Source organism: Caballeronia fortuita, from assembly GCF_001544835.2.
Classification (GTDB): Bacteria; Pseudomonadota; Gammaproteobacteria; order Burkholderiales; family Burkholderiaceae; genus Caballeronia; species Caballeronia fortuita.
In genome coordinates, this window is the sequence record NZ_FCNX02000001.1 from 698,101 (window position 1) to 722,145 (window position 24,045).

Consider the following 24,045-nt stretch of genomic DNA (forward strand, 5'->3'; position numbering starts at 1 on the left):
ACGGCATTGGATTTGGAAACGGCGTTTTTCGACAATGTCCGCATTCCTTCACCGCTGGAGCATCAATGTCTGCCTCGAAGCAACCTGTGCAAGCGCCGGACGCAAAACACGCCATCCCGTCGTATCTCCACGCCGATGATCTCGGTCCCTGGGGAAACTATCTGCAGCAGGTCGATCGCGTCGCACCGTATCTCGGTTCGCTCTCCCGTTGGCTCGAAACCCTCAAGCGCCCAAAGCGCATTCTTGTCGTCGATTGCCCGATCGAACTCGATAACGGCACCGTCGCGCACTTCGAAGGCTATCGCGTGCAGCACAACACGTCGCGCGGCCCCGGCAAGGGCGGCGTGCGTTATCACCAGGACGTGACGCTTTCCGAGGTCATGGCGCTGTCCGCGTGGATGTCGGTGAAAAACGCGGCCGTGAACGTGCCGTACGGCGGCGCGAAGGGCGGCATCCGCGTCGATCCGCGCACGCTCTCGCGCGGCGAACTCGAGCGCGTGACGCGTCGTTATACGAGCGAAATCGGCATCATCATCGGGCCGAACACGGACATTCCCGCGCCGGACGTGAACACGAACGAGCAGATCATGGCGTGGATGATGGACACCTACTCCATGAACCAGGGCCAGACGGCGACGGGCGTCGTGACCGGCAAGCCGATCTCGCTCGGCGGCTCGCTCGGCCGCAAGGAGGCGACGGGGCGCGGCGTGTTCGTCACCGGCACGGAAGCGGCGCGGCGCATCGGCGTGGAGATCGAAGGCGCGCGCATCGCGGTGCAGGGCTTCGGCAACGTCGGCGGCATCGCGGCCAAGCTGTTCCAGGAAGCAGGCGCGAAGGTCATCGCCGTGCAGGATCACACCGGCACGATCCATAACTCGAAGGGTATCGACACCGTCGCATTGCTCGATCACGTCGCGAAGAACGGCGGCGTGGGCGGCTTCGCGGGCGCGGACCCCGTGCAGGCCGACGAATTCTGGATGATCGAAAGCGACATCCTGATTCCGGCCGCGCTGGAAAACCAGATCACGGAGAAGAACGCGGCGAAGATCCGCACGAAGATCGTCGTCGAAGGCGCGAACGGCCCGACGACGACCGCAGCCGACGACATCCTGAACGACAAGGGCATCCTCGTGATTCCCGACGTGATCGCGAATGCGGGTGGCGTGACCGTGTCGTACTTCGAGTGGGTGCAGGACTTCTCCAGCTTCTTCTGGACCGAGGACGAAATCAACCAGCGTCTCGAGCGCGTGATGCGCGAAGCATTCGCCGGCGTGTGGCAGGTCGCGAGCGAGCACAAGGTATCGGTGCGCACGGCGGCGTTCATCGTCGCGTGTACGCGGATTCTTCAGGCGCGCGAGATGCGCGGACTGTATCCCTGATCGAACGGCGCGGCGGACGAGCGCCCCATGAAAATCGCGGGCGGCATTTCCTCGGAATGCCGCCCGCATTTGCATGAAAACTACAAGTCGGCGGACTCGCTGTATTCGGTCAAGCATCCGCCCGGAAACGCCAGTAATATGCGCGGTCGCACCGGGTTGCACCCATGCGGCGACGGCGTCTCAGAAATAAGACGGTCGTGGGTTAACAATCATTCTTTCAGAATAATTACCCTGCTAAACTTGCCCCGGTTTTTCGCCACAGGAGATCGAACACATGAAGGTTAAAAAGGCTGCGCTGCTCGTCGCCGCGCTCGGGTTTCTCGCCACCGGCGCTTACGCTCAGGACGCCGGCACGCTGAAGAAGATCAAGGACACGGGCGTGATCTCGCTGGGGCATCGCGAATCGTCCATTCCGTTTTCCTACTATGACGACAAGCAGAACGTCGTCGGCTACTCGCATGAGTTCGCGCTGAAGGTCGTCGAGGCGGTGAAGCAGAAGCTGAACGTGCCCGACCTGAAGGTGAAGCTCACGCCGGTCACGTCGCAGAACCGTATTCCGCTCGTGCAGAACGGCACCGTCGACCTCGAATGCGGCTCGACCACGAACAACGCCGAGCGTCAGCAGCAAGTCGCCTTCTCGAACACGATCTTCGTGATCGGCACGCGCCTCATGACCAAGAAGGATTCGGGCGTGAAGGACTGGGCCGACCTGAAGGGCAAGACGGTGGTCACGACCGCCGGCACGACGTCTGAGCGCCTGCTTCGCAAGATGAATCAGGAAAAGAACATGGGCATGAACATCATCAGCGCGAAGGATCACGGCGAGTCGTTCCTGACGCTGTCGACCGGCCGCGCGGTCGCGTTCATGATGGACGACGCACTGCTCGCCGGCGAGCGCGCCAAGTCGAACAACCCGAACGATTTCGTGATCGTCGGCGCGCCGCAGTCGCATGAAGCGTACGGCTGCATGATGCGCAAGAACGACCCCGAGTTCAAGAAGGTGGTGGACGACGCGATCGCCAAGGTCGAGACGTCGGGCGATGCCGACAAGATCTACAAGAAGTGGTTCGAAAGCCCGATCCCGCCGAAGGGTTTGAACCTCAACTTCCCGGAAAGTGATGACATCAAGGCTCTCTACAAGAGCCCGAATGACAAGGCAATCGACTAACCGGTTCGAGTCTCGAACGAACGAAACGGAAGGAGCTTGCTTCTTCCGTTTCTTTTTGGAGTGAGTCCATGTCTTATCACTGGAACTGGGGCATCCTGCTGAGTCCGGTTTCGACCGGCGAGCCCACGACCTATCTCGGCTGGCTGATATCCGGCTTCTGGGTGACGATCACCGTGTCGCTCGCGGCCTGGGTCATCGCGCTCGTGGTCGGCTCGTTGTTCGGCATCTTGCGCACGGTCCCGAATCGCACGCTGGCGGGCATCGGCACCGTCTATGTCGCAATCTTCCGCAATATTCCGCTGATCGTGCAGTTCTTCGTCTGGTATCTCGTGATACCGGAATTGCTGCCGCCGTCCATCGGCAACTGGTTCAAGCAACTGCCGCCCACCGCGCAGTTCTTTTCATCGTCGATCATCTGTCTCGGGCTGTTCACCGGCGCGCGCGTGTGCGAACAGGTGCGCTCGGGCATCAACGCCTTGCCGCGCGGACAGCGCAACGCGGGTCTCGCGATGGGCTTCACGCAATGGCAGACGTATCGTTACGTGCTGATGCCGGTTGCGTACCGCATCATCGTGCCGCCGCTCACGTCCGAGTTCCTCAACGTGTTCAAGAACTCGGCGGTCGCGTCGACCATCGGTCTGCTCGATCTTTCCGCTCAGGCGCGTCAGCTCGTCGATTACACGGCGCAGACGTATGAATCGTTCATCGCGGTGACGATCGCCTACATGCTCATCAACCTCGTCGTGATGTTGTTGATGCGCTGGGTCGAAGCGAAAACCCGGCTGCCCGGCTACATCGGAGGCAAGTAATGCATCAGTTCAACTGGAGTGGCGTGCTCGCGTCGTGGCCCACGCTCATGACGGGCGCGAAGATCACGCTGCAGATCACCTTGCTCGCGATCGTGGTCGGCATCATCTGGGGCACCATTCTCGCGCTGTTCCGCCTGTCGGGCGTGAAGCCGCTGCAATGGTTCGCGAGCGCGTACGTCACGCTGTTCCGCTCGATTCCGCTCGTGATGGTGCTGCTGTGGTTCTTCCTGATCGTGCCGCAATTGCTACAGAACGTGCTCGGTTTGTCCGCCGACATCGACATCCGGCTCGCCTCGGCGATGGTCGCGTTCTCGCTCTTCGAAGCCGCGTACTATTCGGAAATCATCCGCGCCGGCATTCAGGCCGTGCCGCGCGGCCAGGTGAACGCGGCGTTCGCGCTCGGCATGACCTACGGCCAGGCGATGAAGCTCGTCGTGCTCCCGCAGGCGTTTCGCGCGATGGTGCCACTTCTGCTCACGCAGGCGATCGTCCTGTTTCAGGATACGTCGCTCGTCTACGTCATCAGTCTCGCGGACTTCTTCCGCACGGCAACGAATATCGGCGACCGTGACGGCACGACCGTCGAAATGGTCCTGTTCGCGGGCGCGTGCTATTTCGTGATTTGCGTGGTGGCGTCGGCGCTCGTCAAAAGTCTTCAGAAAAAGGTCGCAAGATGATCTCTATCAAGAATGTTTCGAAGTGGTACGGGCAGTTTCAGGTGTTGACGGACTGCACGACCGAAGTGAAGAAGGGCGAGGTCGTCGTGGTGTGCGGCCCGTCGGGTTCGGGCAAATCGACGCTCATCAAGACCGTGAACGGCCTCGAGCCGTTCCAGAAGGGCGAGATCTCGATCAACGGCCAGTCGCTGACGGACAAGAAAACGAATCTGTCGAAGCTGCGCTCGAAGGTCGGCATGGTGTTTCAGCACTTCGAGCTCTTTCCGCATCTGACGATTACGCAGAATCTGACGCTCGCGCAGATCAAGGTGCTCGGCCGTTCGAGCGACGAAGCCACGCAAAAGGGTTTGAAGCTGCTCGATCGCGTCGGCCTGCGCGCGCACGCGGACAAGTTTCCGGGCCAGTTGTCGGGCGGTCAGCAGCAGCGCGTGGCGATTGCCCGCGCGCTGTCCATGGACCCGATCGCGATGCTCTTCGACGAGCCGACGTCCGCGCTCGATCCCGAGATGATCAACGAAGTGCTCGACGTGATGGTCGAACTCGCGCAGGAAGGCATGACCATGATGTGCGTGACGCACGAAATGGGCTTCGCGAAGAAGGTGGCGAACCGCGTGATCTTCATGGACCGCGGGTTGATCGTCGAGGACGATCAGAAGGAAGCGTTCTTCGCGAATCCGAAGTCGGATCGCGCGAAGGATTTTCTGGCGAAGATCCTTCACTGAGTTTCGGCTCGGCAAAGCAAAACGGCGCTTCGAAAGAAGCGCCGTTTTTTATTCGATCCCGAGTTCCGATTCCACCGCCGCCGTCGTGCGAATCTCGTCGACTCTCAGCGCCGACCCGACGCACGCCTTCGCGAGCGGCTCGGCCGCTTTTTTCGCCACTTCCTCCGGCACCGGAATATTCGTCGTGCGGGAAAGATCGCCGCACTGGAACATCGCGAGATCGCCGGGCGCGAAGCGCGTCCAGATTTCGTTGTCCGTGAGCGGCGACGTGGCGATCACGGCGACGCGGTCTTCCGGCGTCGTGTACTTCGCGAAATCGATCGACATGTCCGCGTCGATCAGATGCGCCGTCGAGAACGGCCAGCTGCGCACCAGATAGTACAAATGCGTCGAGCAGTGCGAGAAGAGCGCCTGCCCATTCGACATCAGGAAGTTGAACACGCCGTATTGCGTGATGTCGCGCGTGAGTTCGGCGAGCGCGTCGAAGAGTTCGTCCAGCGGCGGCTGCGCGCACGGAAATGCGCGCCGCAGACCTTGCAGCAGCGCGCAGAACGCGAGCTCGCTGTCCGTCGTGCCGACCGGCTGATACACGCCGGTCAGCTCGGGCGCGTGACCTTTCAGATCGCCGTTGTGCGCGAAGATCCAATGCCGGCCCCACAACTCGCGCATGAACGGATGGCAGTTTTCGAGCAGGATATGCCCCTGCGTGGCCTTGCGGATATGCGCGATCGTGTTCTTCGACTTGATCGGGTAGCGCTTCACCATGTCCGCGAGCGGCGAGCTGGCGGACGACTGATGATCGATGAAAAGCCGGCAGGCCTTGTCCTCGAAGAACGCGATGCCCCAGCCGTCGGCATGATGATCCGTGACACCGCCGCGCGCCGCGAAACCGGTGAACGAGAACGTCACGTCGGTCGGTTCGGCGCAATTCATTCCGAGAAGTTGGCACATGATGCTGAGGCGGTCGGCTTTGGGCCTGTTGTTACAATACGTCCGACAAGCATATCACCGAGGTCGAGCCGAAAAAAACGCGCAAACGCTCGCCGATGCGCGCGTTGTGGAATTTCCACGGCGATTTTTTCCTGTCCTTGCGTGGACTTGCGCCATCCCAACGTTCCCGCCATCACGCCATGTCCGCTACCTCAACTTCGCCCAATTCGCTCACGATCGCGCGTCCCGACGACTGGCATCTGCACGTGCGCGACGGCGCGACGCTCGCGGCCGTGCTGCCGCACACCGCGCGCCAGTTCGGCCGCGCGATCATCATGCCGAACCTGAAGCCGCCGGTGACGACGACGGACATGGCCGCGGCGTACCGCGAGCGCATTCTGGCCGCGCTGCCGAAAGAGGGCGCGGGCGCGCGTTTCGAGCCGCTGATGACGCTCTATCTCACCGACAACACGCCGCCCGACGAAATCCGCCGCGCGAAGGAAAGCGGCTTCGTGCACGGCGTGAAGCTGTATCCGGCGGGCGCGACGACCAATTCCGACGCGGGCGTGACCGATCTGCTCGGCAAATGCGCAAAAACGCTCGAAGCGATGCAGGAAGCCGGCATGCCCTTGCTGACGCACGGCGAAGTGACCGATAGCGACATCGACGTATTCGATCGCGAGAAAGTGTTCATCGACCGCGTGATGACGCCGCTGCGCCGCGATTTTCCCGCGCTGAAGGTCGTGTTCGAGCACATCACGACGAAGGACGCGGCGGAGTACGTGCGCGACGCGGACGGCGCGATCGGCGCGACGATCACCGCGCATCATCTGCTGTACAACCGCAACATCATGCTGGTCGGCGGGATGCGGCCGCATTATTACTGCCTGCCGGTGCTAAAGCGTGAGACGCATCGCGTGGCGCTGGTCGAGGCGGCGACCTCGGGCAATCCGCGCTTTTTCCTCGGCACGGACAGCGCGCCGCATCCGAAAGGGCTGAAGGAACACGCGTGCGGCTGCGCGGGCTGCTACACGGCGCTGCACGCGCTCGAACTCTATGCGGAAAGCTTCGACAAGGCCGGCGCGCTCGACAAGCTCGAAGGCTTCGCGAGCTTCCACGGCGCGGACTTCTACGGCCTGCCGCGCAGCAAGGACGCGGTGACGATCGAGCGCGGCGCGTGGACGCTGCCCGCCGAATTCACCGCCGGCGATTCGACCATCGTCCCGCTGCGCGGCGGCGAGTCGATCGGCTGGCGTTTCGCGGACGCGCAGTAAGCACGCGACGTGAGCGCGGGTTTCGCGGATATCGACTGGGCGCGGCCGTGGCTCGCGTCCATCGAGGCGCGCGGCAGGCGCTGGCAGACGGCGGCGCTCGCAGGCCACGGCGATTATCTTGCAAGTCTGAACGAAGACGCGGCGGCGGCCGGGCATGTCACCGGGCGCGGCAAGCGGCTCGCGTTCATCGCGCAGGACGAACTGCCGGCGGGCGCGTCTTACGAAGGTCACATCGCGCAGACCGGCCGCGTGCCGACGCGCCACAACCTCCACGATTTCTTCAACGCCGCGATGTGGTTCGCGTATCCGCGTATCAAGGCGGCGCTCAACGCGCGTCAGGCCGGGCAGATCGATGCGCTCGGCATCGGGCCGACGCGCGGCGGCGTGCGCGACGCGCTCACGCTTTTCGATGAGAACGCGGTGTTCTTCGCATGCGCCGACGCATCGCTTGGAGACGCGCTGCGCGGCTTCTGCTGGCGCACGCTGTTCATCGACGAACGCGCGGCATGGGGCACGCGCTGCGAGGCGCGCGTCTTCGGGCACGCGCTGCTGGAAAAGCTCGTCGCACCGTACAAGGCGTGCACCGGGCACGCGTGGATCGTCGATGTTCCCGCCCGCTATTTCGCTCTCGACGATGTCGCCCGCCGCGCGGTGCTCGATGAGATCGTCTCGGAGCGAATCCGTGGAGAACCGCTCGAGAGCCGCGCGTTCGCGCCGTTGCCCGTTCTGGGCGTGCCGGGTTGGTGGGACGCGAACGCATCGCCGGATTTCTACGACGATGCTTCTGTGTTTCGACCGGGCCGCCGCGCGCGGGGATGCTAAAATCGTTGCTTACAAAGCAGGCCAGGCAATCGCGGCCTCGACGGCTTCGGCCGGAGAGGGCGAGGAAAGTCCGGACTCCACAGGGCAGGGTGATGGCTAACGGCCATCCGTGGCGACACGCGGAACAGGGCAACAGAAAGCAAACCGCCGATGGCTCCGGGCGAAAGTCCGGAGATCAGGTAAGGGTGAAACGGTGCGGTAAGAGCGCACCGCGGACGTCGCGAGACGTTCCGGCACGGTAACCTCCACCCGGAGCAATTCCAAATAGGCAGGCGCGCATCTTCGAGATGCAGGACGGTGCCCCCGTTCGTCTGCGGGTAGGAAGCTTGAACGCGTCAGCAATGGCGCGTCTAGAGGAATGATTGCCACGCGCGTTTGCCTTCGGGCGGCGCGTGCACAGAATCCGGCTTATCGGCCTGCTTTGTCGTTATTCAAAGGAAAAGAGCCGGCGTCTTGCGACGTCGGCTCTTTTTTTTGCGTCCCATGAAGCTCAGGCTTCGACGATCTCGAACGAATGCGTGAGCTCCGCCGTCTTCGCCAGCATGATCGACGCCGAGCAATATTTGTCGTGCGACAGGTTGATCGCGCGCTCGACCGTCGCCGGATTCAGGTTCCTGCCCGTCACCGTGAAGTGGAAGTGGATCTTCGTGAAGACTTTCGGGTCTTCGCTCGCGCGGTCGGCCTTCAGCGTCACCGAGCAGCCCTCGATTTCCTGACGGCTCTTCTTCAGGATCATCACGACGTCGTACGCGGTGCAGCCGCCCGTGCCGAGCAGCACCATTTCCATCGGGCGCGGTGCGAGATTGCGGCCGCCGCCTTCCGGCGCGCCGTCCATGTTGACGAGATGGCCGCTTCCCGTTTCAGCCGCGAAGGCCATGCCGTCTTGTCCCATCCAGCTAACTTTGCATTCCATGCTCAGGCTCCAGCTGCTCAGCGCGTCGTTATACGGAAGCTATATTGTAGCGGCTCGACGATTTTCCATCGGCGGCTGCTTACGAGCATCCACCAGTTGACGCGATCAGAATCGGCGCGACGCTGCCGGCAATTGCGCGGTGAACTTGAGTCGAGGATGGATTCTAATCCTCTTTCTGCCTTGAAAATGCGCGGCCGAATTGACTAACCTATTGTTTATAAAGAAAAATACGGGCTTGTCCGAACGCAATCAAAATTTCAAATAGTGAAATGCGCTTTCACGATGCAAATCTTCTTGCTTTGCAGCATGCTCATACCTATACTCGTTTCTGTCTCCTCCACCTCCTCCTTTGGTGGATTAAGCCCGAGCCGAGCTGCTCGGGCTTTTTTTCGTCCTGACGTCACCCCGACGCATTTCTTTGACGTCAACGCCAATTTCCCTTTATAATTCAAAGTTCTCTTCGCCACACGCCCGCGGAGAGAGGCTTGTGAGAGCCTGCACGCGCCCGGTTTCGGCCTGAGCGCACTCATATAAGCAGGGCCGAACAAGACACAGTTCAAGGGCAGATCAATTTTTTGGATCGATCATGAAGACGTTTTCCGCAAAAGCCGAAGAGGTGACGCGCGAATGGTACGTGATTGACGCGACGGATAAGGTTCTCGGCCGTGTCGCCAGCGAAGTGGCACGCCGTCTTCGCGGCAAGCACAAGCCTGAATTCACTCCGCACGTCGACACCGGTGATTTCATCATCGTCGTCAATGCCGGCAAGCTGAAGGTCACCGGCAACAAGACCACGGACAAGAAGTACTATCGTCACTCGGGCTATCCGGGCGGCATTTACGAAACGACGTTCGGCAAGATGCAAGAGCGTTTCCCGGGCCGCGCGCTCGAGAAGGCTGTCAAGGGCATGCTTCCGAAGGGTCCGCTCGGCTACGCGATGATCAAGAAGCTGAAGGTCTACGCCGAAGCAACGCATCCGCATACGGCTCAACAGCCTAAAGCGCTCGAGATCTAAGGGGAGCCCACATGATCGGTAACTGGAACTACGGTACGGGCCGCCGCAAGAGCGCCGTCGCTCGTGTCTTCATCAAGTCGGGCAAGGGCGAAATCATCGTCAATGGCAAGCCCATCGCTGACTACTTCTCGCGTGAAACGTCGCTGATGATCGTGCGCCAGCCGCTCGAACTCACGAACCACGCCACCACGTTCGACATCAAGGTCAACGTGAACGGCGGCGGCGAGACGGGTCAAGCGGGCGCGGTTCGCCACGGCATCACCCGCGCGCTGATGGACTACGACGCAACGCTCAAGTCGCAACTGTCCAACGCAGGCTTCGTCACCCGCGACGCGCGTGAAGTGGAACGTAAGAAGGTCGGTTTCCACAAGGCACGCCGCCGCAAGCAGTTCTCGAAGCGTTAAGCGCTTTTCGCCAGCCACGTTCCGGCGAAGCTGCCAAAGCCGCCCGCACTATGGTGCAGGCGGCTTTTTTCGTTTTGGCGCGCCTGGGCTGATGCATGTCGAATTTTCATATAGCCCATTGATTCCATGGACATTCGGCACGATATTGAGATCAGCCCTACAATAGCGGTTAGAAGCTTAATTGGAGAATTCGAATGAGCGCTGTCAGCGACACCCCCACGACCGAAATGCCGATGCCGTTCGTCTTCACCGACGCGGCTGCGGACAAGGTCAAGCAACTGATCGACGAAGAAGGCAATCCGGACCTGAAGCTGCGCGTATTCGTGCAAGGCGGCGGGTGCTCGGGCTTCCAGTACGGCTTCACGTTCGATGAAGAAGTCAACGAAGACGACACCGTAATGGACAAGGCGGGCGTGCAGTTGCTCATCGACTCTATGAGCTATCAGTATCTCGTCGGCGCGGAAATCGACTATAAGGACGATATCAACGGCGCCCAGTTCGTCATCAAGAACCCGAACGCCACCACGACTTGCGGTTGCGGTTCATCGTTCTCGGTCTGAGCGCGCGTTTCTGGCGTTAGAGAACGGAGCCCGAGCGGCTCCGTTTTTCGTTAACGCGGATAAATTGCGCCGAGCACGCGCCCGCCCGCCGCGCCGGTCACGGCGGGAAGATTGCCGGGATCGCGGGCGACACAGCGCATCGCGAGCCATGCGAAGGCGAGTGCCTCCACTTGTTGCGGCGGCACGCCGAGCGCCTCGGTCGTCATCACGGGAACGCTCGCGACGCCGCTGTCTTCGAGTGCCTGCTGGAGCATCTTCATCAGCACGGGATTGCGCGCGCCGCCGCCGCATACGTAGACCGCGCGCGTGTCGGGCGCGTGACGCGCGATCTCGCGCGCGACGGTCGTCGCGGTGAGGGCGGTGAGCGTGGCCTGGACATCCGCGGGAGCGAGATTCGCGAACGCGGCGAGTTTCGCGTCCATCCAGACCGGATTGAAGAGGTCGCGGCCCGTGCTCTTCGGCGGCGCCTGATCGAAGAACGGTTCGTCGAGCAATGCGCTCAAAAGCGGCTGATCGATCCGGCCCCGCGCCGCGAACTGGCCACCATCGTCGTAGGCGCGCTGCGTGTGACGCAAAGCCCATTCGTCGATCAGCGCGTTGGCCGGGCCGCAATCGAAGCCGCGCACGTCGCCGCTCGCCGCGAGAATCGTGATGTTGCTGATGCCGCCCAGATTGCACACGACGCGCGTCTCGTTCCTGTCGCCGAACACCGTCGCGTGAAACGCCGGCACGAGCGGCGCGCCCTGGCCGCCCGCGGCGACATCGCGGCTGCGAAAATCGGCGACGACATCGATATTCGTCATCTCCGCGAGCAGCGCGGGATTGTTGATCTGGCGCGTGTAACCCTTTTCCGGCCGATGCCGCACCGTCTGCCCATGCACGCCGATCGCGCGCACCTTCGCTGCCGAATAGCCGCTCATGCTCTGGAGTTCGTGACAGCAGACCGCGTAGCGCGTTGCGAGCGCGTTCGCCGCGAGCGCCTCGCGCTCGAGTTCGTTGTCGCCGGGCGATTGCAGTTCGAAGAGCGCATCGCGCAAGCCTTTCGAAAAGGAGACGTGCGCCTCGCCGAGCACGACGGGCGGCTTGCCCGCCGCGAACTGCACCGCGACGCCATCGACGCCGTCCATGCTGGTTCCGGACATCAAGCCGAAGTACACGCCGTCCGCCTTGCCGGTTTCGATTGCTTCGGCTTTCTTTCCCACGCTGCTCTCCTCGTCGATGCCGTTTGCCGATTAGCGGCGATTATCCGCGTTACGGGTCGAATCGTTAAGATGAGTTCATCAGTTCGGCGCGCCGAATGCCGCGCAAAACGGCGCAATCGGACACGAAACGGCGCGAACGGCCGCGTCATCGCGTAAAATCCGGAGCCTGAACAATCAATTGCGCGCGATTTCGTCATTTTCCGCGCGCCGCCTTCTTGACACGGCATCCGCGCCAGCCGCGCGACCGCATCGCCCGTCATCGAACCCTTTTGACTCCGAAGCCGCAAGCATGACCACTGATTCCAACGCGTCCAGCTTTCCGATCACCGACGACGTGAAAAGCGCGCTCGCCATCGCCAAACGCGGCTGCGACGAACTGCTGATCGAAGACGAATTTGCGCAAAAGCTCGCGCGCAGCGCCGCAACGGGCAAGCCGTTGCGCATCAAGCTCGGTCTCGATCCGACCGCGCCCGACATCCATATCGGCCATACGGTCGTGCTCAACAAGATGCGCCAGTTGCAGGATCTCGGTCATCAGGTGATTTTTCTGATCGGCGATTTCACGTCGTTGATCGGCGATCCGTCCGGCCGCAACGCGACGCGCCCGCCGCTCACGCGCGAGCAGATCGAGATGAACGCGAAGACGTATTTCGAGCAGGCGGCGCTCGTGCTGGATCGCGAAAAGACCGAGATCCGCTACAACAGCGAATGGTCGATGCCGCTTGGCGCCGACGGCATGATCAAGCTCGCGTCGCGTTACACGGTCGCGCGCATTCTGGAGCGCGAGGACTTCACGAAACGCTTCCAGGGCGGCGTGCCCATTTCGATCCACGAATTCCTCTATCCGCTGATGCAGGGCTATGACTCCGTCGCGCTGAACGCGGACCTCGAACTCGGCGGCACGGATCAGAAGTTCAACCTGCTCGTCGGACGCGAATTGCAGAAGCAGTACGGACAGGAACAGCAGTGCATTCTGACGATGCCGCTGCTCGAAGGGCTGGACGGCGTCGAGAAGATGTCGAAGTCGAAGCATAACTACGTCGGCATCAGCGAGAAGCCGACCGAGATGTTCGGCAAGCTGATGAGCATTTCCGACGTGCTGATGTGGCGTTACTTCGAACTGCTGTCGTTCCGTCCGATGAGCGAGATCGAAGGCTACAAGCGCGAGGCCGAAGGCGGCCGCAATCCGCGCGACTTCAAGGTGATGCTGGCGCAGGAAATCGTCGCGCGCTTTCATTCTCCCGCGGACGCCGAGCGCGCGCTCGACGACTTCAATCATCGCGCGAAGGGCGGCGTGCCGGACGACATTCCGACGGTGACGCTCGCGGGTGCGCCAGTCGCGATCGGTCAGTTGCTGAAGCAGGCGGGCCTCGTGCCGTCGACGAGCGAAGCGCTGCGCAACATCGAGCAGGGCGGTGTGAAGATCGACGGCGCGACGGTCTCCGACAAGGGGCTGAAGGTCGAGGCGGGCGAGTTCGTCGTGCAGGTGGGCAAGCGCCGTTTCGCGCGCGTCACGCTGACCGCATAACCCGATGATCGCGCTCATTCAGCGTGTGAAGCGCGCCGATGTCCGCGTGGGCGAGCGCGTAACCGGCGCGATCGGCGCGGGCCTGCTCGCGCTCGTCTGCGCCGAACGCGGCGACAACGAAGCCGCGGCCGACAAGTTGCTCGCGAAGGTGCTCGGCTATCGCGTCTTCAGCGATGCAGCGGGCAAGATGAATCTGTCGGTGCAGAGCGTCGGCGGCGGGTTGCTGCTCGTCTCGCAATTCACGCTCGCCGCCGACACGAACAGCGGTCTGCGCCCGAGCTTTACGCCCGCCGCGCCGCCGGACGAAGGCAAAAGGCTCTTCGATTACTTCGTGACCCGGGCGCGCGCGCAACATCCCGTCGTCGAAACGGGCGAATTCGGCGCGGAAATGCAGGTCTCGCTCGTGAACGACGGGCCGGTCACCTTCTGGCTTCAGGTACGTCCATGACGACTCAGGTTCTTTTCATCCGGCACGGCGAAACCGACTGGAACCGCATCAAGCGCATTCAGGGGCATATCGACATTCCGTTGTCCGAGCATGGCTTGCTGCAGGCCGAACAGCTCGGGCAGCGTCTTGCGCGCGACGGGCGCATCGATGCCGTCTATTCGAGCGATCTGCAGCGTGCCCGACAGACAGCGCGTCCTTTCGCGGATGCCCTCGGGCTCGACGTGCGCTTGTCGGACCGATTGCGCGAGCGTTTCTACGGCGCGTTCCAAGGCCACGACAGCGACGAAATCAACGACAAGTTTCCCGCCGAATACGTCGAATGGCAGACGCGCGATCCCGGCTTCGCGCCACCCGGCGACGGCGAATCGCAGCGCGTGTTCTATCACCGTGTCCTGCACGCGATGGAGCCGATCGTCGCGGCGCACGCGGGCGGGCGCATCGCGGTCGTCGCGCATGGCGGCGTGCTCGATTGCATTTACCGGTTCGCGATGAAGCTGCCGTTGCAGGAGCCGCGCGCCTGGCCGCTGCTCAATTGCAGCGTCAACACCGTGAATTATGCCGATGGCGGCGCGACGGTCGTCTCGTGGGGAGACGTCACGCATCTGTCGACCGATACCGACGACGACAATCTGCGCAAGCGCGCCTAGCCGTTGTTCGCATCCCAGATATCGCGGATCGGCCCGCCGTCCGGCGCGGCGATGCCGAAGTGCCGGTATGTGAGCATCGTCGCGACGCGTCCGCGCGGCGTGCGCTGCAGGAAGCCCTGCTGAATCAGATAGGGCTCGAGTACGTCTTCGATCGTATCGCGCTCTTCGCCGATGGCCGCCGCGAGGTTGTCCACGCCGACCGGCCCGCCGTCGAACTTGTGCAGAATCGCTTCGAGCAGCTTGCGGTCCATCAGATCGAAGCCGACGGGATCGACGTCGAGCATCTTCAGGGCTTTATCGGCGACGTCAGCCGTGATCATGCCGTCCGCTTTCACTTCAGCGTAGTCGCGCACGCGGCGCAGCAGGCGGTTCGCGATACGCGGCGTGCCGCGCGAGCGCTTCGCGATCTCCAGCGCGCCCTCGTTCACGATGTCCGCCTTCAATAGCGACGCCGATCGCGCCACGATGCGCGCGAGTTCGCTCGCGTTATAAAACTCCAGCCGCGACACGATACCGAAGCGATCGCGCAGCGGATTGGTCAGCATGCCCGCGCGCGTGGTTGCGCCGACGAGCGTGAACGGCTGAAGATCCAGCTTTACGCTGCGCGCGGCCGGCCCTTCGCCGATCATGATGTCGATCTGATAATCCTCGAGCGCCGGATACAGGATTTCCTCGACGACCGGCGAAAGCCGGTGAATCTCGTCGATGAACAGCACGTCGTTCGCTTCGAGATTGGTGAGCAGCGCGGCGAGATCGCCCGCGCGCTCCAGCACCGGCCCCGATGTCTGCCGCAGATTCACGCCCATCTCTCGCGCGATGATATGCGCGAGCGTCGTCTTGCCGAGACCCGGCGGTCCGAAGAGCAGAACGTGATCGAGCGCTTCGGAACGGCGCTTCGCCGCCTCGATGAAAATTTCAAGCTGGCCGCGCGCCTTTTCCTGCCCGATGTATTCGTCGAGCTTGTGCGGACGCAGCGCGCGCTCGAACGCTTCCTCGTTCGGCGAAACGGGCGTAGCCGAAATGACGCGTTCGGCGGCGAGTTTGTCGGTTTCGATCATTTTTCGATTGTACAGCGAGGTTTCTCGCGGCGAACCCGGCCGAACGGCCTAAGCCAAATCACCCCTTCGACAGCGCCTTCAGCGCGAGCTTGATACCCTCGGACACGCCCGTTCCCGCCGGCACGTTCTTGACCGCGGCGAGCGCTTCCTTCTCCGAGTAGCCGAGCGCGAGCAGCGCGTTGAGAATGTCGGACACGTGATCCGACTGCGAAACCGTGCCCGCGATCGCGCCGAGATCCGCGCCGAGTTTGCCTTTCAGTTCGAGCAGCAGGCGCTCCGCCGTCTTCTTGCCGATGCCCGGCACGCGCGTGAGCCGCGCCGCGTCCTGCGTCGTCACGGTCTGCGAGAGTTCGTGCACGCTCATGCCCGACAACACCGCGAGCGCCATGCGCGCGCCGATGCCGCTGATCTTCAGCAACTCGCGGAACGTCGAACGCTCCTGCGCGGTGAGAAAGCCGTAGAGCAGATGCGCGTCCTCGCGCACGATCAACTGCGTGAGCAGCACGACCTTTTCGCCCGCGTTCGGCAGGTTGTAGAACGTGCTCATCGGCACGTCGATTTCGTAGCCGACGCCGTTGCAATCGACGAGCAAATGCGGCGGATTTTTTTCCAGCAGAACGCCGGCGATGCGACCGATCATGTTTGATTATTCGTAGAGAAATTAGCCGATGAGACGGCCACGCCGCACGCGCAAGCCCTTCTTCGCAAGCCCCGGCGCGATGCCGCCCAGCGCCGCGAGACCGGTGCCGCCATGCGCATGACAGATCGCCATGCCGAGCGCGTCGGCGGCGTCGGTGCCCGGCACGCCGGAGAGCGAGAGCAGGCGCACGACCATCTGCTGCATCTGTTCCTTGGTCGCGCGTCCGTAACCGACGACGGCCTGCTTCAATTGGAGCGCGGTGTATTCGGCAACCGGCACGCCGCTCGCGACGAGCCCGCAAATGGCCGCGCCGCGCGCCTGCCCGAGCAAGAGCGTCGATTGCGGATTCACGTTGACGAAGACCTTTTCGATCGCCGCCTGATCCGGATTGTGCTGCGCGATGAGTGTCGAGATGCCGCTAAAAATGGTGTTGAGGCGCGAAGGCAGATCCGCATCGGCCGTCTTGATGACGCCGCTCGTCACGTAGTTGAGCGTGTGCCCCGTCTTGTCGATGATGCCGAAGCCCGTCACGCGCAGGCCGGGGTCGATGCCAAGGATTCTCATTCGTTCGCGTTTCGCGGCTCGTTGAAACCAAAAAGGCCTGTTCGCGCCGTTCGAAAGCGCAAACAGGCCAATCTTAAATGAAGCAGGCGGAATTAATGACGGAAATGACGCGTGCCGGTGACGATCATGGCGACATTGTGCTCGTCGGCGGCGGCGATCACTTCGTCGTCGCGCATGGAGCCGCCAGGCTGAATCACGCAGGTCGCGCCCGCGTTCACGACGACGTCGAGGCCGTCGCGGAACGGGAAGAACGCATCGGACGCCACGGCCGAGCCGTTCAGCGTCAGACCGGCGTTCTGCGCCTTGATGCCCGCGATGCGCGCCGAATCCACGCGGCTCATCTGGCCCGCGCCGACGCCCATCGTCATGCCGTTCGCGCAAAACACGATGGCGTTCGACTTCACGAACTTCGCCACGCGCCACGCGAACATCAGATCGTCCATTTCCTTCGGCGTCGGATGACGCTTCGTCACGACGCGCAGTTCGTGCGGCTGCACGTTCTTCGCATCGAGCGATTGCACCAGCAACCCGCCGCCGACGCGCTTCAGGTCGAACACGTTATGACCGTCGCCGAGGGCGATCTGCAAGAGACGCACGTTCTGCTTCGCCGCGAACACCGCGCGCGCCGCCTCGCTGAACGAAGGCGCAATCAGCACTTCGACGAACTGCTTCGCCACCGCCTGCGCCGCCGCTTCGTCGACTTCACGATTGAACGCGATAATGCCGCCGAACGCGGAAGTCGGGTCCGTCTGGAACGCCTTCGAGTAGGCTTCGAGCGCAGTCGCGCCGAGCGCCACGCCGCACGGATTCGCGTGCTTGATGATGACGCACGCGGGCGCATCGAACGTCTTCACGCATTCCCACGCCGCGTCCGAATCGGCGATGTTGTTGTACGACAGCTCCTTGCCCTGCAACTGCTCGTAGTTCGCGAGCGCGCCGGCCGGCACGCTCAGATCGCGATAGAACGCCGCGCTCTGATGCGGATTCTCGCCGTAGCGCAGATCCTGCACCTTTTCGAACGCGACGTTGAAGGTCGCCGGATAGGCATTGCGGCTTGCGTGCTGCAACTCTTCGGTGAGGCTCGTCAGATAGTTCGTGATCGCGCCGTCGTACTGCGCGGTGTGCGCGAAGACTTTCGTGGCGAGACGGAAGTTCGTCTTGTAGCCGACGTTGTTGCCGTTCGCGCGCATCTCGTCGAGCACGGCGGCGTAATCGGCCGGATCGACGATGACCGTCACGTCGCGATGATTCTTCGCCGCCGAACGCAGCATTGTCGGGCCGCCGATGTCGATGTTCTCGATCGCGTCTTCCAGCGAGCACTCTTCCTTCGCGACCGTCTGCACGAACGGATACAGATTCACGACCAGCAAGTCGATGGTAGGAATGTCGTGTTTCTCGAGCGCGGCCATGTGCTCGGGCAGGTCGCGGCGCGCGAGAATGCCGCCGTGAACTTTTGGGTGCAGCGTCTTCACGCGTCCGTCGAGCATCTCCGGAAAGCCGGTGTAGTCGGCGACCTCGGTCACGGGCAGGCCCGCGTCGGCGAGCAGTTTCGCCGTGCCGCCGGTCGAGAGGAGCTTGACGCCGAGTGCCGACAGGGATTTCGCGAAATCGACGATGCCGGATTTATCGGAAACGGAGAGGAGCGCTTGCTTGATCATGATGAACACTGAAACCGAAAAGGGAAACCAGGCCGGACCAAGGCGCGCGCCTTGAGTCCGATGAATCAAATCAATCCGTGCTGCTGCAGCTTCTTGCGTAAGGTGTTGCGGTTGATGCCGAGATACTCGGCCGCGAGCGATTGGTTTCCGCCCGCCTGCTCGAGCACCACTTCGAGCATCGGTTTTTCCACGCACGAAATCACCATGTCATACACGTCGTGCGGGTTGGAGCCGTCCAGGTCCTGAAAATAGTTGTCGAGGCTCTGGCGGACGCATTGTTCGATGTTATGTCTGCTCATGCGGCAATCAGTCGGTCTGTCGTGTTGTTGTTCCCGCCGCACGATTCTTCCCCGTCCGCGTCTTCGGCGTCACCGGCCTCGTCCACATAGACGAGACGGTCCGACAACGCCTTTTGCGCGTCAAAGAATTCGTTGACAGCGAGCAATTGTTCTTTGGTCGTGTCCAGCGTATTCATCCGGTGCCGGAAGGTGTTGGCGCCGGAAAGGCCGCGAGTGTACCAGCCGATATGCTTGCGCGCAGTCCGAACGCCCGTGAATTCCCCATAAAAGGCGTAGTGATCTTCGAGATGCTCGTTCATCACTTGCTGGATTTCGTCGATGCGCGGCGGCGGCATGCGCTCGCCCGTCTGCAGAAAGTATTCGATCTCGCGAAAGAGCCACGGACGGCCCTGCGCCGCGCGGCCGATCATGATGGCGTCGGCGCCGGTCGCGACGAGCACGTCGCGCGCTTTTTCGGGCGTTGTGATGTCGCCGTTCGCGACAACCGGAATTCTCACCGATGCCTTCACCGCCGCGATGGTTTCGTACTCCGCGTCGCCCTTGTAGAGATCGGCGCGCGTGCGGCCGTGGACGGTGAGCATCGAGATGCCCGCTTCCTGCGCGATCTTCGCGATGGTGAGCGCGTTCTTGTTCTCGCGATTCCACCCCGTGCGAATCTTGAGTGTGACGGGCACCGCGTCCGGCCCCACGCCGACCGCCTGCACGACGGCCTCGACGATGCGCGCGACCAGCGGCTCGTTCTGCAGTAGCGCCGAGCCCGCGGCGACGTTGCAGACCTTCTTCGCCGGGCAGCCCATGTTGATGTCGATGATCTGTGCGCCGTTCGCGACGTTGTGGCGCGCGGCTTCGGCGAGCATCTGCGGATCGGCGCCGGCGATCTGCACCGAGATCGGCTCGACCTCGCCCGCGTGGTTGGCGCGGCGCATGGTCTTCTCGCTCTTCCACAACTGCGCGTTCGACGCGACCATCTCCGACACCGCGTAGCCCGCGCCCATGCGCTTGCAGAGCTGCCGGAACGGGCGATCGGTGACGCCAGCCATCGGAGCGACGAACAGGTTATTGCGCAGGACGTGTGAACCGATTGTGGGCATGAAGGCTAAACGATCCGCGCTGTCGATCTCGGCATGAGCCGTGTCAGGCGGATGCAACGTTGCTGAAGGGGAAACGCGTATTTTAACGCGAACAGCGTGCTGAAATTAAGAGCAATCGCTTGCAAGTCATTAAATCTTCTATGAAAGAGCAGGCGTTCATAGAGGATAAGTTCATGTACTTGGCGCAGACGATTGCCCCGGTTTGCGGTTTTAGCGACGCTGGCCGAACATCATCTGGCGCGCGAGGGCGGTTTTTACCGGCGGAAGGAATTCGAGCGCGGTAAGAGCAAGCCCGCGCATCGCCGCGAACGGCGCGGAATCGACGGTGAAGATGCGCGCGAGCGTGTCGGTGGCGCCGATCGTCAGACGGCGGTCGAGCGCGCGGCGCTGCGCGAAACGGGCGAGTGCCAGCGGGCGCGGGCCGTCGGCAGACAGCGCGTCGGTGAGTGCGAGGGCATCGCGCAGGCCGAGATTCAGGCCCTGACCCGCGACGGGATGCAGCGTCTGCGCCGCATTGCCGATCGCGACGGTGCGCCGGTCGACGAGCACATCGAGCGCGGTCAGCCCGAGCGGGAACGCGGCGCGGGATGCGATTCGCGTGAAACTGCCCATGCGCGTGCCGAACGCGGCGCCGAGTTCGGCGAGGAATGTGGAGTCGTCGAGCTGCATGCGGCGCGCGGCTTCGTCGGGCGAGCAGCACCAGACGAGCGAATAGTCCGCATGGCGCTGACCGCCGCACGGCAAGAGCGCGATCGGCCCTTCTTGTGTGAAGCGCTCCCACGCGACGTTCGCGCGCGGATCGGACACGCTCACCGTGCCGACGATGGCCGTCTGCCCGTAATCGCGCGCGCGGCGGTCGTCGGATGGCGCGCTTTTCTGATACAGGCCGCCTTCCGCGTTGACGAGCACCTTGACGCGGATCGTGCGCTCGCCGCTCGCGGATTGCAGCGGCAGGGTGACGCCGTCGTTGTCCTGCAGGGGCGGGAGCGCGGACGTGTCGGTGAGCCAGTCGACGTTCGTCGCGCGAACGGTATCTGCGAGCGCGCCGACGAGCGATCCGTAGCGCACCACATAGCCCAGTTCCGGTAGCGCGTGCTCGTCGTGCTCGATCAGCGTGCGGCCGAAATGCCCGCGCTGCGACACATGGATGCGGCGGATCGGCGTGGCGTCGCCGGGAAAGCCGAGCGGCTGAAGCATCACGCGGCTGCCGTGCGAGAGCGCGAGCGCGCGCGGATCGTTTGCGGCGGCTTCGGGCGTGCGCGCATCGATCAGCGCGATGGAAAGCCGCGACGTCGCGCTGCGCCGCGCGAGCCAGCCGGCGAGCGCAAGTCCGACCGGCCCCGCGCCCACGATGGCGATGTCGTAATCGAAATGCGGCTCGATGCCGTGAACGTCGCTCATGATCGGTCTGCGTTTGATTCGCGCATCAGCGCTTCGATTTCGTCGGCTGCGACGGGCACTTCGCGCGTAAGCAGCTCGCAGCCGCTTTGCGTGACGATCGCGTCGTCCTCGATGCGGATGCCGATGTTCCAATATTTTTCCGGCACGTCTTCGGCAGCGCGCACGTAAAGCCCCGGTTCGATGGTAAGCGCCATGCCGGGAACGAGCGTGCGCCAGGGCCGCGCGCCTTGCTCGTCGAGCGGACCGTCGGCTTCGCGATACTCGCCCGCGTCGTGCACATCCATGCCGATCCAGTGCCCCGTGCGATGCATGTAGAAACGCGCGTAGGCGCGTTGCGCGAGGACGTCGTCGACGCTGCCGAATTTGGCTTTATCGAGGATGCGGGTATCCAGCAAACCTTGCGACAACACTTTGAGCGCAGCCTGATGCGGCACGTCGAAGGTGACGCCGGCGCGCGTCGCGTCGACGGCAGCGGTTTGCGCGGCGAGCACGATGTCATACAACTCGCGCTGCGATGACGTGAAACGGCCGCTTGCGGGGAAGGTGCGCGTGATGTCGGACGCGTAGCCGTCGAGTTCGCAGGCGGCGTCGATGAGAATCAGGTCGCCGTCGCGCGCGATCGTATTGCCGGCCGGATAGTGCAGCACGCACGCATTCGCGCCCGCCGCGACGATCGATCCATACGCCGGGGCTTGCGCCCCATGCCGGCGGAATGTGTAGAGCAACTCGGCTTCGATCTCATATTCGCGCATGCCGGGGCGGCATGCGCGCATCGCGCGACGGTGCGCCTCGGCTGAAATCGATGCGGCGCGGCGCATGATCGCGATTTCATGCGGGTCTTTGACGAGGCGCATTTCGTCGAGAACCGGCAGCAGATTCTCCGCTTTCGCGGGGGCGCGCACGCCGCTGCGGCTTTGCGCGCGCACGGCGGCGAGCCAGGCGCGCACTTGGGCGTCGAGGTCGGCGGAGGTGCCGAGCGCGTAATGCAGCGCAGGCTTGTCGGCGATCAGGCGCGGCATTTCCTCGTCGAGCGTATCGACGGGAAACGCGTCGTCGAAACCGAAGGCGTCGCGTGCGGCCTCGGGGCCGAAGCGGAAGCCTTCCCACGTTTCACGCTCGACGTTCTTGTCGCGGCAGAAAAGGATCGACGCGGGTTCGCCGGGCGGCGCGCTCGCGTCCAGCACGAGCGTTGCCTCGGGTTCGGTGAAGCCCGTCAGATAGTAGAAGTAGCTGTCGTGACGGAATGGATAGTCCGTGTCGCGGTTGCGCATGACTTCCGGCGCGGTCGGCACGATGGCGACGCCGCCGCCTCGCGCACGCAGCGCGGCGAGCACGCGCTCGCGACGCGCGCGGTAGACATCGACGGCGATGGGGCTGGCGAGTTCGGTTGGTGAGTTCATGCGCCGATTGTAGCGCCGGCTTCACGATGCCGGCACTCGGCCATTCGGCATAGGCCAGAACGACGGCGAGACGCGTGATTTTGCCTATGCCATTCGGCCTAATGGCGCGGTGCGTGACCGCGCCGCATACTCATTCGCCAGAAGGACGGTTGCGCACGCTGCCCGCAATCAGATCAAAGCGGAACAGGCGGCATTCGAGCGCGCCGTTGAAGAGCGGCGTTTTCGTCGATTCGCGCAGGCGCAGCAGGCCCGGCAACTTGCGGTCGGAAGTGAGCACGTAGGCGCGCCATCCGGGAAAGCGTTGTTTGAGCGCGTTGCCGAAGGAGACGAAGAACTCGGTGTCGGCAGGATCGGGCTGCGCGCGCGCGAAGGTGTCGTCGTCTTCGCGGCGGGAGCGCGGCGTGTCGCGAATCTCGCCGCGCGGGCCGCGTCCACGCACTTCGATACGCTCGCCATACGGCGGGTTGGCGATCAGGATGCCGGGAGCGTCGGTGGGCGGGACCATGTTGCGGGCGTCGACCTGTTTCAGCGAAAGGTCGGTGATGCCCGCGCGGCTCAGGTTCGCGCGCGCTTTTTCGAGCATGTCGCCGGAGATGTCGCTGCCAAAGATGCTCAGTTCGGCCTGCGACGCGCGCGCGGCGCGGCGTTGTTCGAGCGCGGCCGTCTTGAGCTTTTGCCACATGCCCGGATGGAAAGGCTTCAGCTTTTCGAAGCCGAAGCGCCGGTCGTTGCCTGGCGCGATGTTGAGCGCGGTTTGCGCCGCTTCGGCGAGGAAGGTGCCGCTGCCGCACATCGGATCGAAGAGCGGCGTGCCGGGTGTCCAGCCGGTGAGTCGCAGAATGCCTGCGGCGAGATTTTCACGCAGCGGCGCGGCGCCCTTGTCGAGACGCCAGCCGCGTTTGAACAGCGGTTCGCCCGATGTATCGAGATAAAGCGTGCACTCGTTCAGCGTAAGGAATGCGAACACGCGGACGTCGGGCTGTGCGGTATCGATGCTCGGGCGCGCGCCGGCCACGTCGCGCAGGCGGTCGCAGACGGCGTCCTTCACGCGCAGCGTCGTGAATTCGAGGCTTTTCACCGGCGATTTGATCGCGGTGAGGTCGACGCGCATCGTCTGGCTGGGCGTGAACCATTGCTCCCATCGCTGGCGATGCGTGAGTTCGTAGATGTCTTGCTCGTTGCGATACGGGCCTTGCGCGACTTTCAGCAGCACGCGGCTCGCGATGCGCGAGTGCAGATTCGCCGCCATGCCCGCGACCCAGCCGCCCCGGAAGTGGACGCCGCCGGGCACTTGTGCGCCGACGACGAGCGATCCGCCGCCGGAAAGGGGAGCGTCGGCCACGTGCCGTTCTCCGATTTCGGCCAACTCGGCGGCAAGCGGTGCTTCGAGACCGCGCGGGCAGGGGACGAACCAGTCGAAGAGGGGGGAGGCCATG

25 protein-coding genes and 1 other RNA gene are annotated in these 24,045 nt (G+C 63.2%); 14 read left to right on the forward strand and 12 right to left on the reverse strand.

What is annotated here, in order from left to right; genetic code table 11:
- The first annotated feature begins 65 nt into the window (after positions 1-65).
- From AWB77_RS03275 to AWB77_RS03295, 5 genes are all read left to right on the forward strand, one after another.
- On the forward strand, positions 66-1,379 hold the full coding sequence (locus AWB77_RS03275) for a Glu/Leu/Phe/Val family dehydrogenase (protein WP_061132914.1): 1,314 nt from the start codon (positions 66-68) through the stop codon (positions 1,377-1,379).
- Positions 1,380-1,653: 274 nt separating this feature from the next.
- Positions 1,654-2,547, forward strand: a complete 894-nt coding sequence (locus tag AWB77_RS03280; protein ID WP_061132915.1) for a glutamate/aspartate ABC transporter substrate-binding protein — start codon at positions 1,654-1,656, stop codon at positions 2,545-2,547.
- Between the two features lie 68 nt (positions 2,548-2,615).
- Entirely contained in the window at positions 2,616-3,356 is a 741-nt protein-coding gene (locus tag AWB77_RS03285; RefSeq protein ID WP_061132916.1) for an amino acid ABC transporter permease, read from the forward strand.
- Positions 3,356-4,033, forward strand: a complete 678-nt coding sequence (gltK, locus tag AWB77_RS03290; RefSeq protein WP_061132917.1) for a glutamate/aspartate ABC transporter permease GltK — start codon at positions 3,356-3,358, stop codon at positions 4,031-4,033. Before AWB77_RS03285 ends, gltK begins: the two co-directional genes overlap by 1 nt.
- On the forward strand, positions 4,030-4,755 hold the full coding sequence (locus tag AWB77_RS03295; RefSeq protein WP_061132918.1) for an amino acid ABC transporter ATP-binding protein: 726 nt from the start codon (positions 4,030-4,032) through the stop codon (positions 4,753-4,755). The genes gltK and AWB77_RS03295 overlap by 4 nt, the downstream gene beginning before the upstream one ends.
- Positions 4,756-4,803: 48 nt before the next feature.
- Here the strand turns inward: AWB77_RS03295 and AWB77_RS03300 are convergent, their stop codons facing one another.
- Positions 4,804-5,706 (reverse strand): class II glutamine amidotransferase, encoded by a 903-nt coding sequence (locus tag AWB77_RS03300; protein ID WP_074168834.1) that lies wholly within the window; start codon positions 5,704-5,706, stop codon positions 4,804-4,806.
- 179 nt (positions 5,707-5,885) lie between these two features.
- Here AWB77_RS03300 and pyrC point away from each other — a divergent pair, with 179 nt between their 5' ends.
- The 3 genes from pyrC to rnpB all read left to right on the forward strand — a co-directional run bounded on the left by pyrC (position 5,886) and on the right by rnpB (position 8,208).
- The gene (gene pyrC / locus AWB77_RS03305; RefSeq protein WP_061132920.1) at positions 5,886-6,959 is read left to right on the forward strand and encodes a dihydroorotase; all 1,074 of its coding nucleotides are present in this window, start codon (positions 5,886-5,888) and stop codon (positions 6,957-6,959) included.
- A gap of 9 nt (positions 6,960-6,968) precedes the next feature.
- A complete protein-coding gene (locus AWB77_RS03310) occupies positions 6,969-7,781 on the forward strand; it encodes a DUF3025 domain-containing protein (RefSeq protein ID WP_061132921.1) in 813 nt (270 codons plus the stop codon).
- A gap of 13 nt (positions 7,782-7,794) precedes the next feature.
- Positions 7,795-8,208: RNase P RNA component class A (gene rnpB, locus AWB77_RS03315), an RNA gene on the forward strand.
- Between the two features lie 63 nt (positions 8,209-8,271).
- Here rnpB and AWB77_RS03320 read toward each other — a convergent pair.
- Positions 8,272-8,694, reverse strand: a complete 423-nt coding sequence (locus AWB77_RS03320; protein WP_061132922.1) for an OsmC family protein — start codon at positions 8,692-8,694, stop codon at positions 8,272-8,274.
- A 586-nt stretch (positions 8,695-9,280) separates the two neighbouring features.
- On the opposite strand from AWB77_RS03320, the gene rplM reads away from it, so the two are divergent.
- From rplM to erpA, 3 genes are all read left to right on the forward strand, one after another.
- Positions 9,281-9,709 carry a 50S ribosomal protein L13 gene (gene rplM / locus AWB77_RS03325; protein WP_008351572.1) on the forward strand — a complete coding sequence of 143 codons (429 nt, stop codon included), beginning with the start codon at positions 9,281-9,283 and terminating at the stop codon, positions 9,707-9,709.
- A gap of 11 nt (positions 9,710-9,720) precedes the next feature.
- Positions 9,721-10,113 carry a 30S ribosomal protein S9 gene (gene rpsI / locus AWB77_RS03330; protein WP_008351569.1) on the forward strand — a complete coding sequence of 131 codons (393 nt, stop codon included), beginning with the start codon at positions 9,721-9,723 and terminating at the stop codon, positions 10,111-10,113.
- Positions 10,114-10,307: 194 nt separating this feature from the next.
- A complete protein-coding gene (gene erpA, locus AWB77_RS03335; RefSeq protein ID WP_061132923.1) occupies positions 10,308-10,673 on the forward strand; it encodes an iron-sulfur cluster insertion protein ErpA in 366 nt (121 codons plus the stop codon).
- 50 nt (positions 10,674-10,723) lie between these two features.
- Here the strand turns inward: erpA and AWB77_RS03340 are convergent, their stop codons facing one another.
- On the reverse strand, positions 10,724-11,854 hold the full coding sequence (locus AWB77_RS03340) for an anhydro-N-acetylmuramic acid kinase (protein ID WP_082852574.1): 1,131 nt from the start codon (positions 11,852-11,854) through the stop codon (positions 10,724-10,726).
- 310 nt (positions 11,855-12,164) lie between these two features.
- On the opposite strand from AWB77_RS03340, the gene tyrS reads away from it, so the two are divergent.
- Genes tyrS through AWB77_RS03355 form a run of 3 tightly spaced genes read left to right on the forward strand, consistent with a single transcriptional unit; the run spans position 12,165 to position 14,498 of the window.
- Entirely contained in the window at positions 12,165-13,403 is a 1,239-nt protein-coding gene (gene tyrS, locus AWB77_RS03345) for a tyrosine--tRNA ligase (RefSeq protein ID WP_061132924.1), read from the forward strand.
- A 4-nt stretch (positions 13,404-13,407) separates the two neighbouring features.
- A complete protein-coding gene (gene dtd / locus AWB77_RS03350) occupies positions 13,408-13,851 on the forward strand; it encodes a D-aminoacyl-tRNA deacylase (RefSeq protein ID WP_061132925.1) in 444 nt (147 codons plus the stop codon).
- Complete coding sequence (locus AWB77_RS03355) at positions 13,848-14,498, forward strand: histidine phosphatase family protein (protein WP_061132926.1); 651 nt, start codon at positions 13,848-13,850, stop codon at positions 14,496-14,498. The genes dtd and AWB77_RS03355 overlap by 4 nt, the downstream gene beginning before the upstream one ends.
- Here the strand turns inward: AWB77_RS03355 and ruvB are convergent.
- The 9 genes from ruvB to AWB77_RS03400 all read right to left on the reverse strand — a co-directional run bounded on the left by ruvB (position 14,495) and on the right by AWB77_RS03400 (position 24,044).
- A complete protein-coding gene (gene ruvB / locus AWB77_RS03360) occupies positions 14,495-15,556 on the reverse strand; it encodes a Holliday junction branch migration DNA helicase RuvB (RefSeq protein WP_061132927.1) in 1,062 nt (353 codons plus the stop codon). The genes AWB77_RS03355 and ruvB overlap by 4 nt on opposite strands.
- 58 nt (positions 15,557-15,614) lie before the next feature.
- Positions 15,615-16,196, reverse strand: coding sequence for a Holliday junction branch migration protein RuvA (ruvA, locus tag AWB77_RS03365; protein WP_061132928.1), 582 nt, complete (start codon positions 16,194-16,196; stop codon positions 15,615-15,617).
- Between the two features lie 21 nt (positions 16,197-16,217).
- Positions 16,218-16,760: a crossover junction endodeoxyribonuclease RuvC gene (ruvC, locus tag AWB77_RS03370; RefSeq protein WP_061132929.1), complete on the reverse strand. Its 543-nt coding sequence runs from the start codon at positions 16,758-16,760 to the stop codon at positions 16,218-16,220.
- Between the two features lie 92 nt (positions 16,761-16,852).
- Entirely contained in the window at positions 16,853-18,418 is a 1,566-nt protein-coding gene (gene purH / locus AWB77_RS03375) for a bifunctional phosphoribosylaminoimidazolecarboxamide formyltransferase/IMP cyclohydrolase (RefSeq protein WP_061133153.1), read from the reverse strand.
- A gap of 65 nt (positions 18,419-18,483) precedes the next feature.
- Positions 18,484-18,717, reverse strand: coding sequence for a Fis family transcriptional regulator (locus AWB77_RS03380; protein WP_008351548.1), 234 nt, complete (start codon positions 18,715-18,717; stop codon positions 18,484-18,486).
- On the reverse strand, positions 18,714-19,808 hold the full coding sequence (dusB, locus tag AWB77_RS03385) for a tRNA dihydrouridine synthase DusB (protein WP_061132930.1): 1,095 nt from the start codon (positions 19,806-19,808) through the stop codon (positions 18,714-18,716). The genes AWB77_RS03380 and dusB overlap by 4 nt, the downstream gene beginning before the upstream one ends.
- A gap of 210 nt (positions 19,809-20,018) precedes the next feature.
- Entirely contained in the window at positions 20,019-21,209 is a 1,191-nt protein-coding gene (locus tag AWB77_RS03390) for a UbiH/UbiF/VisC/COQ6 family ubiquinone biosynthesis hydroxylase (protein WP_061132931.1), read from the reverse strand.
- The gene (locus AWB77_RS03395) at positions 21,206-22,609 is read right to left on the reverse strand and encodes an aminopeptidase P N-terminal domain-containing protein (protein WP_061132932.1); all 1,404 of its coding nucleotides are present in this window, start codon (positions 22,607-22,609) and stop codon (positions 21,206-21,208) included. Before AWB77_RS03395 ends, AWB77_RS03390 begins: the two co-directional genes overlap by 4 nt.
- Positions 22,610-22,739: 130 nt before the next feature.
- Positions 22,740-24,044 carry a THUMP domain-containing class I SAM-dependent RNA methyltransferase gene (locus AWB77_RS03400; RefSeq protein WP_061132933.1) on the reverse strand — a complete coding sequence of 435 codons (1,305 nt, stop codon included), beginning with the start codon at positions 24,042-24,044 and terminating at the stop codon, positions 22,740-22,742.
- Between the last annotated feature and the right edge of the window lies 1 nt (position 24,045).